Origin of the sequence: Pseudomonas fuscovaginae SE-1 (genome assembly GCF_000364705.1) — a bacterium.
Classification (GTDB): domain Bacteria; phylum Pseudomonadota; class Gammaproteobacteria; order Pseudomonadales; family Pseudomonadaceae; genus Aquipseudomonas; species Aquipseudomonas fuscovaginae_A.
In genome coordinates this window covers 1-10,225 of the sequence record NZ_AQOH01000050.1, presented here as the reverse complement: position 1 = coordinate 10,225, position 10,225 = coordinate 1, and the positions used below count along the sequence as shown (strand labels likewise).

5 protein-coding genes, 1 tRNA gene and 1 pseudogene are annotated in these 10,225 nt (G+C 62.7%); 1 reads left to right on the top strand and 6 read right to left on the bottom strand.

Annotated features, from left to right (window positions below; translation table 11 throughout):
- Window positions 1–330: 330 nt before the first annotated feature.
- The 5 genes from K675_RS0105910 to rpsU form a co-directional block, all read right to left on the bottom strand.
- Window positions 331–407, bottom strand: a tRNA-Ile gene (locus K675_RS0105910).
- 15 nt (window positions 408–422) lie between these two features.
- Window positions 423–4,166, bottom strand: a complete 3,744-nt coding sequence (locus K675_RS0105905) for a bifunctional diguanylate cyclase/phosphodiesterase (protein ID WP_017902589.1) — start codon at window positions 4,164–4,166, stop codon at window positions 423–425.
- A gap of 114 nt (window positions 4,167–4,280) precedes the next feature.
- Complete coding sequence (gene rpoD, locus K675_RS0105900; RefSeq protein WP_017902588.1) at window positions 4,281–6,131, bottom strand: RNA polymerase sigma factor RpoD; 1,851 nt, start codon at window positions 6,129–6,131, stop codon at window positions 4,281–4,283.
- Between the two features lie 67 nt (window positions 6,132–6,198).
- A complete protein-coding gene (gene dnaG, locus K675_RS0105895; RefSeq protein ID WP_017902587.1) occupies window positions 6,199–8,184 on the bottom strand; it encodes a DNA primase in 1,986 nt (661 codons plus the stop codon).
- A 436-nt stretch (window positions 8,185–8,620) separates the two neighbouring features.
- The gene (gene rpsU / locus K675_RS32085) at window positions 8,621–8,836 is read right to left on the bottom strand and encodes a 30S ribosomal protein S21 (RefSeq protein ID WP_002551877.1); all 216 of its coding nucleotides are present in this window, start codon (window positions 8,834–8,836) and stop codon (window positions 8,621–8,623) included.
- 195 nt (window positions 8,837–9,031) lie between these two features.
- Between rpsU and tsaD the strand changes: the two genes are divergently transcribed.
- Complete coding sequence (gene tsaD / locus K675_RS0105885; RefSeq protein WP_017902585.1) at window positions 9,032–10,057, top strand: tRNA (adenosine(37)-N6)-threonylcarbamoyltransferase complex transferase subunit TsaD; 1,026 nt, start codon at window positions 9,032–9,034, stop codon at window positions 10,055–10,057.
- A 31-nt stretch (window positions 10,058–10,088) separates the two neighbouring features.
- On the opposite strand, the pseudogene K675_RS30430 reads toward tsaD, so the two are convergent.
- Window positions 10,089–10,225: pseudogene (locus K675_RS30430) on the bottom strand (glycerol-3-phosphate 1-O-acyltransferase PlsY); the annotation flags it as partial.

The window sequence follows — 10,225 nt, the reverse complement described above, 5'->3', positions numbered from 1 at the left end:
TCATTCTCGCCTAAAAAGGTGTCCGGGGTTAGTAGACCACTACAATTCTGTGTCCGGGAATTGTTGACCACTACATACATACCCCGCACCATTTCATCCTCGGCGTCGCGTTTGGTGCGGAAGGTTTTGGCGTTGGTCGGCCATCCGGTTTTGCGGATGACGGCCTTCTAAGTACCGGCAGGGGTTTTGACGATTGTGGCCATCTGAAGGACTCCAAAGGCGTGCAAGCGAAGCCGCACTGTACCTAATTTGTACCTTTGGACCATAGGACTGTATCTGAGGTGGTCCCGCCAGAAACGCAAAAGCCGCGCAACGCGCGGCTTTCAAGGATGGTGGGCCCACACGGACTCGAACCGTGGACCAAAGGATTATGAGTCCTCTGCTCTAACCGACTGAGCTATAGGCCCTCAGTTGGCCGCGAATTATAACGACGGTTTCTCTCCTGTGCTATCCGAAAACTCCGAAAGCATCACGCGAAGAAAGGTCGCGGCGAATTCTTCGGCTTTCAGTGGCAGGCTGACGATGTAGCCCTGGATCTGTTCGCAACCTTCGGCGGCGAGAAACTCCTGCTGTGCCAGGTTTTCCACACCCTCGGCGATCACCGTGAATTGCATGCTGCGGCCCAGGGCGATGATGGCGCGGACGATGGCGGCATCGTGGGGGTCGTCCGGTAGGCCGCGGACGAATGACTGGTCGATCTTGAGGTAGTCCAGCGGCAGGCGCTTGAGGTAGCTCAGCGAGGAGTAACCGGTGCCGAAGTCGTCGATGGCCAGTTGCACCCCCAGGCGCTTGAGTTGGTGCAGGACGTCCAGGGCCTCTTCGGTCTGGCTCATGATGAAGTTCTCGGTGATCTCCAGTTGCAGGCAGCCAGGGCGCAGGTGGTGGTCCTTGAGCAGTTGCTCGATGCGTGCCAGCAGGTTCGGCTGGCGCAGCTGTGCGCCGGCAAGGTTGACCGACAGTGGGCCGAATTCGCCGTAGCGATCGGCCCAGCGCTGCATCTGGCGGCAGGCCCGTTCCAGTACCCAGTCACCGATCTGCAGGATCATGCCGTTGTCTTCCGCCAGCGGGATGAAATGCTCCGGTGGTACGTCGCCGTAGGTTGGATGGTGCCAGCGGATCAGCGCCTCGGCGCCGACCAGCGCGCCGTCGTCGAGGCTGATCTTGGGTTGGTAATAGAGGAACAGTTCCTGGCGCTCGATGGCACGGCGCAGTTCGTGCTCCAGGGCAACCCGTTCGCTGGCCTGGGCCGTGAGGTCGCGGGTGTAGCTTTCGACACGGTTGCGGCCCTTGGCCTTGGAGCGGTACATCGCCGCATCGGCGTTCTTGATCAGGGTGGCGACGTCATCGCCATCGCGGGGGTAGAGACTGGTACCGATACTGGCGCTGATGAAGAACTCGTGTTCGCCGGCCTGGAAGGGCGCACTGAAGCAGTCCAGCAGCTTGTTGGCCAGGTGCTCGGCGTCGCTGGGCTGGTGCAGGCCGGGCAGCAGGATGATGAATTCATCACCGCCCAGGCGGGCCACGGTGTCGATATCCCGCAGTTGCTCCTTCAGGCGTTGGGCGATGCTCTTGAGCAGCAGGTCGCCGACCGGATGGCCGAGGCTGTCGTTGATGTGCTTGAAGCGGTCCAGGTCGAGGAACAGCACCGCGCCCTGGCCGCCGTCTTCCTGTTGGCTGTTCAGTGCGGCTTGCAGCCGGCTTTCGAACAGGGTGCGGTTGGGCAGGCCGGTCAGCGGGTCGTGGTGGGCCTGGTAGTCGAGCCGCGCCTGGGCGTGCTTGAGGCTGGAGATGTCGGCGAACACGGCGACGAAGTGGGTGATGATCTGATCGCGGTTGCGCACGGCGCTGATGGTCAGCCAACTGGGGTAGAGCTCGCCATTCTTGCGTCGGTTGTAGATCTCGCCCTGCCAGTGGCCTTCGGCGCTCAACTGGTGCCACATGGCGACGTAGAAGGCACTGTCGTGCTGGCCCGAGGCGAGCAGGCGCGGAGTGTTGCCCAGGGCCTCGGTTTCGCTGTAGCCGGTGATTTCGCTGAAGGCGCGATTGACCGCGCTGATGTGCTGCCGGGTGTCGGTGATCAGGACGCCTTCGGCGGTGCTTTCGAAGACCGTGGCAGCCTGTAGCAGCTTTTCCTGCATCAGGTGGCGCTCGGTGATGTCCCGGGCGATGGTCAGCATGCAGTCCTCGCCGCCGATCGGCAGGGGGCGGCTGGAGACTTCGCAGAGGCGGATCTGCCCGTCGCTGCGGCGAATATGGCAATTGAAATCGCGGACGAAGCCATCGCGCTGAAGCAGTTCGAGCATGTGTTTGCGTTCGTTGAGGTTGACCCACAGGCCCAGGTCCATGGCGGAATGGTCCAGCGAGCTGGCGCTGTTGTAGCCGGTGAGGCGGGTGAAGCCTTCGTTGATTTCCAGCAGCATGCCGTCACGCTGGCGGCTGAGCAGCATGCCGTCGGGGGAGGCGTGGAAGGCTTTGGCGAACTTTTCCTCGGAGGTCTGCAGTTGCTCTCGGGTTTCCTTGAGCTGGCTGATGTCACGCACCACGACCACCAGCGCGGGGGTGGTATCGAGTTCGAAGGTCTCGGCGGAGATCAGCCCGGTGAACAGTTGGCCGTTGTTGCGGCGAAAGGGCATTTCCAGGTTGCGGAGGCTGCCGCCCTGCAGGCGCTGCAGCAGGCCCGGGCCAACTCCCTCGATGCCCCAGATGTCGAGTTCGGTGGCGGTCCGTCCGATGACCTGTGCGGCGCGCAGGCCGATCTGTTCCTCGAAGGCCTCGTTGACCTCCAGCAGGCAGCCGTCGGACAGACGGGCGATCACCAGGATGTCGGGACACTGCTGGAACACCGAGGCGAATTTCTGCTCCGACAGGCGCAATGCCTCTTCGGTGTGCTTGGTTTCGCTGATGTCGATCATCAGGCCACGGATGACCAGGTCATCACCCTCTCCGATCAGGCTGACGATGTCGCGGACCCAAAGGGTTCGGCCGTCGGCGGCGATGACCCGGTAGTCGAGGCTGTGGTCGAGGCCGGCCAGGACCTGATGATCGAAGAAGGCGTGGGCGCGGGTCAGGTCGGCGGGGTGGGTGATGCTGCGCCAGAAACCCGGTACCAGCCAATGGGCCAATGGATAGCCGAGCAGGGCTTCGGCATGGGGCGACACATAGGTGTAGGTGTAATCGCCCATCCGCGCTTCCCAGGCAATCGCCGACAGGCTCTCCACCAGGCCTCGGTAGTGGTATTCGCTGCTGCGCAGTTCCTGTTCGAGGGCCACCCGCCGGGAGATCTCCGAGCTCAGGCGCCGGTTGACGCGGATCACCACGGCCAGCACGGTGACCAGCAACAGGATGCCCGACAGCCCGTAGCTGAGGATATCGCTCCAGTACGAGGGACCGCTCAGTACGTTGCCGACCCAGTGTTTCTGGATGGCGTCGACTTCGGTGGGGCTCATGTCGGCCATGACCTTGTCGAGAATGCCCGCCAGGATCTTCTGCTCCTGCGGCACACCCATTGCCAATTGGTAGCGGTAGGGCGTTTCGCCGCTGACATACAGGCCATCGAGCTTGAGCTGGCGCAGGCTCCAGACCGTGGAGGCGAGATCGCTGACCACGGCGTCGACCTCGTCGGTGGCCAGGGCCTGCAGGGTCGAGCTGACGTTGGGCAGGGCGACCAGGTTCAGGTCCGGATGGTGGTTGCGCAGCAACTCGTGGGGGGCGTAGCTTTCGACCACGGCGACTTTCAGGCCATACAGTTCCTGCAGGTTGCGTGGTTGGGCTCCGCCCTCGTGGGCGAGGATGACGATCGGAAAGTCCAGGTACGGGCGGGTGAAGGCCAGGTAGGCGCGACGCTCGGGTGTGGACATCACCCCGGGCAGCAGGTCGAGCCTGCCGTCGCGCGCCTGTTGCAGCACCGCGGTCCAGCTCATCGGTTCGGCGGGTGTGAGGCTGATGTTCAGGCGTTTTTCCACCAGTGCCATGTAGTCGGCGGACAGTCCCTGGTGACGTCCGTCCTCGTCGCGAAACTCGAATGGTGGCCAGGCGCTGTCGATGCCCAGGCGCAGGTCCGGATGGGCCGCGAGCCAGCTACGTTCCTCATCGGTGAGACTCAACGCGCCAGCCGTTGCGGTCCAGGCGAGCAGCGGCAGCAGTAGCAGGGCTGGCAGTCTGGGCATAACGGTCTCGTTATGGCACGGGGATTGTTTCGAGTGTAGACGGGCTGTGGGGGAGGGGAGGCTTTTGTGCCGTGCGGAAAAGCAAAACCCCCGGCGGGCCGGGGGTTTTGTCTATCACTCGTCGAGGAAGGAGCGCAGGTGCTCGCTTCGCGTCGGGTGCCGCAGCTTGCGCAGCGCCTTGGCTTCGATCTGACGAATCCGCTCGCGGGTCACGTCGAACTGCTTGCCGACTTCCTCGAGGGTGTGGTCGGTATTCATGTCGATGCCGAAACGCATCCGCAGTACCTTGGCTTCACGGGCGGTGAGGCCCGACAGCACCTCGCGGGTGGCTTCCTTGAGGCTCTCGACGGTGGCGACATCGATTGGCGACTGCATGGTCGAGTCTTCGATGAAATCACCCAGATGAGAGTCTTCGTCGTCACCGATCGGGGTTTCCATGGAGATCGGTTCCTTGGCGATCTTCAACACCTTACGGATCTTGTCCTCAGGCATTTCCATGCGCTCGCCCAGCTCTTCCGGCGTCGGTTCGCGACCCATTTCCTGCAGCATCTGCCGGGAAATGCGGTTGAGCTTGTTGATCGTCTCGATCATGTGCACCGGAATACGGATGGTGCGCGCCTGGTCGGCGATCGAGCGAGTGATCGCCTGACGGATCCACCAGGTGGCATAGGTCGAGAACTTGTAGCCGCGACGGTATTCGAACTTGTCCACCGCCTTCATCAGGCCGATGTTGCCTTCCTGGATCAGATCGAGGAACTGCAGGCCGCGGTTGGTGTACTTCTTGGCGATGGAGATCACCAGACGCAGGTTGGCTTCAACCATCTCTTTCTTCGCGCGGCGGGCCTTGGCTTCGCCGATCGACATGCGACGGTTGATTTCCTTGATTTCGGCAATCGTCAGGCCGGTTTCGGCCTCGAGTGCGGTCAGCTTCTGCTGGCAACGGATGATGTCCGGCTGCAGGCGGCCGATGGCTTCGGCGTACTTGGCCTTGCCCTTGGCCAGGGCATCGCTCCAGCTTTCGTCGATTTCGTTGCCAGGGAACTGGCGCAGGAAATCGGCGCGTGGCATGCGGGCATCACGCACGCACAGTTGCATGATGGCGCGTTCCTGCTGACGCAGGCGGTCCAAGGCGCTGCGAACGCGCTCGACCAGGATTTCGAACTGCTTGGGTACCAGCTTGATCGGCATGAACAGCTCGGCCAGGATCAACAGTTCGGCGATGGCCGCCTTGTTGTGGCGACCATGCTTCTTCAGTGCCTTGCGGGTGACTTCCATCTGTTCGGCAACGGCGCCGAAACGTTGTGCCGCAACGACCGGATCCGGGCCGCTTTCGGCCTCTTCCTCGTCGTCACCGCCTTCGGATTCTTCGTCTTCGTCGTCGTCGCTGTCGTCCTTGCCGGACTTGGCGTCGACCGGTGGCGGAACTTCGGCGGCAGGCGGCGCGGTGCCGTCGTCCGGATCGATGTAGCCGCTGAGAACGTCGGACAGGCGACCACCTTCGCTGGTGACGCGATTGTATTCGTCGAGGATGTATTCAACCGTGCCAGGGAAGTGCGCGATGGCGCTCATCACTTCACGGATGCCCTCTTCGATACGCTTGGCGATTTCGATCTCGCCTTCACGCGTGAGCAGCTCCACCGTGCCCATTTCGCGCATGTACATGCGCACCGGGTCGGTAGTGCGACCGATGTCGGTTTCCACAGCCGCGAGCGCCGCCGCTGCTTCTTCGGCAGCGGCTTCGTCGGTATCGGCTTCGGCCAACAAAAGGGCATCCGCATCCGGAGCACTCTCGAATACGTTGATCCCCATGTCGTTGATCATGCGGATGATGTCTTCCACCTGTTCCGGATCTGAAATATCCTCCGGCAGGTGGTCGTTGACCTCCGCGTAAGTCAGGTAACCCTGCTCACGACCACGGCTGATCAACTCTTTGAGGCGAGACTGCTGTTGCGCTTTTCCGGACATAACACCCTATCCACTGAAGGTCTTGGCGGGCAAAAAACAAGCCGAGGATTATACCTGAGCTATGACCTCACGCGCCAGTTGAGGTCGGGTTTGATGCAGGAACATCGCGTTTGAGCAATTCGAGCAGCAGGGATTTCTCCTCTGCGCTCAATTCGCTCTGCCGCGATTTCCTGAGAAGTTGTTCCAGCTTTCGCTCGCGCTGGCGGGCTGACAAGCTAGTTATGGTGTCGAAAAACTGCTGTTCAAGGTTTTCTCCGTCGATCAGCCACTCCTTTTCCGCCAGGCGGGTCAGCAATCGGCCCTGCTCGGTGCCGTGCCAGCGCGATAGCATCTGGATGGAGCTTAGCTTAGGATTCTTCTGCAAGGCCTCGAGCAGGGCCACCAGCAGTTGGGTCGTGCTGTTGTCTTCATCCGCGAAGTGACCGGCGGTCTCGACCTTGCCGGCCAGTTGCGGGTAGTGGATCAGCGTGCGCACCGCGGCCTGGATCGGCGGCTCGACCGGCGCTGGGATTCTCGGGGCATGGGGCTGGTCACGATCGCCGCCGCGCTTGCCGTTCTTGTCCCAGGGTTTCTTGTCCCATTTCTTGCCACCACCGGACTTTTTCGGCGTCCAGTCCTGCTGCTGGGGCACATAGGCCTCCTGCGGCTGGTGGTAATCCGAATAGTCCGAATGCTCCGAATAGTCCGGGGTGAAGCCGTAATCGATGCCCTGGTCATGGGCGCCCGGCATTTCCGCCGGGGCACTCTGGGCCAATTGGTTGACCGTTTCGCTGCTCAGGCCGGTGATTTCCGTCAGCCGCTGGCGCATCAGAATGCGCAGGTTGGCGCCTGGCACCTTGTCGATCAGCGGGGCGGCGAGCGTGGCCATGTGGGCCTTGCCTTCCAGCGAGCGCGGGTCGGCCTCTTCCGTCAGTTGCTGGAAGAAATAGTCGGCCAGCGGTTGCGCATGCTGATTGATCCGCGCGCGGAAGGCGTCGGTGCCTTCGGCGCGGATCAGAGTGTCCGGGTCCTCGCCTTCCGGCAGGAACAGGAAGCGCGCACGCCGGCCGTCCTGCAGGCTGCTCAGGGTCGCTTCGAGCGCGCGCCAGGCGGCATTGCGGCCGGCCTGGTCGCCATCGAAGCAGAACAGCACGCTGGGCACGACCCGGAACAGACGCTTCATGTGCTCTTCGCTGGTCGCGGTGCCCAGGGTCGCCACGGCGTTGCGCAGGCCCTGCTGGGCCAGGGCGATGACGTCCATGTAGCCCTCGACGACGATGATTTCGTCGAGGTTGCGGTTGTTCTTGCGTGCTTCGAACAGGCCGTAGAGTTCCTGCCCCTTGTGGAACACGGGGGTTTCCGGCGAGTTCAGGTACTTGGGCTTGTCGTCGCCGAGCACCCGGCCGCCGAAGGCGATGATGCGGCCGCGGGTGTCGCGGATGGGGAACATCACGCGATCGCGGAAGCGGTCGTAGCGCTTGCCGGTTTCGGCGTTCTCGATCAGCAGGCCGGCGTCGATCATGGCCTTCTGTTGCAGCGTGTCGCTGGACAGGTGCTTGAACAGGTTGTCCCAGCCTGGCGGGGCGAAACCCAGGCCGAAGTCGCGGGCGATCTCGCCGGTCAGGCCGCGGCCCTTGAGGTAGTCGACGGCGGCCTTGCGCGCCGGGTGGCTCTTGAGTGCCTGGCGGTAGAAGTCGGCCGCCGCGCTCAGCAGTGGATACAGCGGCGAGTCGGTCGGCTGGCGTGGCTTGCGTCCGCGGCCGTTGTCCCTTTCCTCGCGGGGGACCTCCATGCCGGCGGCTTTCGCCAGGTCCTCGACGGCCTGGGGGAAGTCCAGGTTGTCATGGTCCATGATGAAGCCGAGGGCGTTGCCCCCCGCGCCGCAACCGAAGCAGTAGTAGAACTGCTTGTCCGGGCTGACGCTGAAGGATGGAGTCTTTTCCTTGTGGAACGGGCAGCAGGCGGTGTAGTTCTTGCCGGCCTTCTTCAGTTGCACGCGCGAGCTGACCACATCGACGATGTCGGTACGGTTCAGAAGGTCGTCAATGAAGCTCTGGGGTATCAGCCCGGCCATGGCGTTCTCGCTGTCACTGCGCTGCTGGGGTATCCCGAAAGGGCCTGTCGACGCGAGGGCATGCAGGTCTTTTGGCTGCGCGACCGCTCGTCGTCTGCTCGAACATCATCGGGAAATGTATCTGTCGAAACCGGCTGGCCTTGAGTCGGGCGGCCCGTCGAATTTCGATGGGTACACTGTCGCTGTCGGGCCCGCTGGAGGTCAAGGTGACCACGGATCTGCCCGCAAGCTGGAAAGGGTGTGCTCGTCGGTAGCCTTGTTAGGCTCGTCAGTAAAGACGTGCACCGCTGGCTACAAGCCAGTTCTGACGTGGTGAAGCGGTTTCGTCTGGGCCGCACGGGCGGCTTTGACGGTGAAGCATCAAGCGATATCCGCAAATGCCATTAGCCCGGCTGAGGGCCGGGCTTGGCAGAAGCTTGCAGCGAACGTCTGTGTATTAGTACAGACGAACGGCGCGGCGCTGTTCGCGCTGAACTTTCTTGGCGTGACGCTTGACAGCAGCGGCTGCCTTGCGCTTACGCTCGGAAGTTGGCTTCTCGTAAAATTCGCGGCTACGAACTTCAGCCAGAACACCGGCTTTTTCGCAGGAGCGCTTGAAACGACGCAGAGCTACGTCGAAGGGTTCGTTCTCTTTAACTTTGACGGCTGGCATCCAGAGCTACCTTCATTCATTACCGGGGTCGATGTCTTCAGGCAAAAGCGCACTGGAGATCATCGGTTTTTAAGGGTTGCGGATGTTAACCCCTCGGGACGCGGAATGCAAAGCCTCTGATCGAAAACCGCTGGTCGGAGCTGGGGGGGACGACTATCATGCGCGCCTTCGAATTCAGCCTCAGGGCGCAAACCCATGCTAGTACTGGGATTAGAAACCTCCTGCGACGAGACCGGCGTCGCGCTGTACGACAGTGAGCGCGGCCTTCTGGCCGATGCGCTGTTCAGCCAGATCGACCTGCACCGGGCCTATGGCGGCGTGGTGCCGGAGCTGGCTTCCCGCGATCACGTCAAGCGCATGCTGCCGCTGATCCGCCAGGTGCTGGCCGAGGCCGACTGTGCACCGACCGAGATCGATGCGATCGCCTATACCGCCGGCCCAGGGTTGGTCGGCGCCTTGCTGGTCGGCGCCTCGTGCGCCCAGGCCCTGGCTTTCGCCTGGGATATCCCGGCGTTGGGCGTGCACCATATGGAAGGTCATCTGCTGGCGCCCATGCTCGAGGAGCAGCCACCGGAGTTTCCTTTCGTCGCCCTGCTGGTCTCCGGCGGGCACACGCAGTTGGTGCAGGTCGATGGTATCGGCCAGTACAGCGTGCTGGGCGAAAGCCTGGACGATGCCGCCGGCGAAGCCTTCGACAAGACCGCCAAGCTGATCGGCCTGAATTATCCGGGCGGCCCGGAAATCGCCCGGTTGGCTGAACAGGGCGTGCCCGGGCGCTTCGTGTTCCCGCGGCCGATGTGCGACCGTCCGGGCCTGGAGTTCAGCTTCAGCGGCCTGAAGACCTTTGCCCTCAATACCTGGCAGCAGTGCGTCAGCGCTGGAGACGACGGTGAGCAAACCCGTTGCGACATCTCGCTGGCCTTCCAGCAGGCGGTGGTGGAGACTCTGACCTTCAAGTGCAAGCGGGCGTTGAAGCAGACCGGCATGAAGCGTCTGGTGATCGCCGGTGGCGTCAGTGCCAACAAGGCCTTGCGCGAGTCCCTGGAGAAAATGCTCGGCGACCTGAGGGGCGAGGTGTTCTATGCGCGCCCGAGGTTCTGCACCGATAACGGCGCGATGATCGCCTTTGCCGGTTGCCAGCGCCTGCAGGCCGGGCAGCACGAAAGCCTGGCGATCAGCGTACAGGCGCGTTGGCCGATGGAGCAGTTGCCGCCACTTTGAGGCGCTGTGGGTAGGTTTTGACGGGCAATATCTAGAAATGCCGTTCGCGGCCGGCGAAAAGGTCGCGTAGATTGCCACGGTGGCGCCAGACGATCAGCCCGGTCAGCACGCTCATCGGCAGCAGCGCCGCCGGTTCCTGCCAGGCCAGCAGCGGCAGGGGCAGCGGGG

Bases quoted from the DNA above. Each gene is read 5' to 3' on its own strand.
- K675_RS0105905 (WP_017902589.1), bottom strand. From the start codon at position 4,166: ATGCCCAGACTGCCAGCCCTGCTACTGCTGCCGCTGCTCGCCTGGACC.
- dnaG (WP_017902587.1), bottom strand. From the start codon at position 8,184: ATGGCCGGGCTGATACCCCAGAGCTTCATTGACGACCTTCTGAACCGT.
- rpsU (WP_002551877.1), bottom strand. From the start codon at position 8,836: ATGCCAGCCGTCAAAGTTAAAGAGAACGAACCCTTCGACGTAGCTCTG.
- tsaD (WP_017902585.1), top strand. From the start codon at position 9,032: ATGCTAGTACTGGGATTAGAAACCTCCTGCGACGAGACCGGCGTCGCG.
- rpoD (WP_017902588.1), bottom strand. From the start codon at position 6,131: ATGTCCGGAAAAGCGCAACAGCAGTCTCGCCTCAAAGAGTTGATCAGC.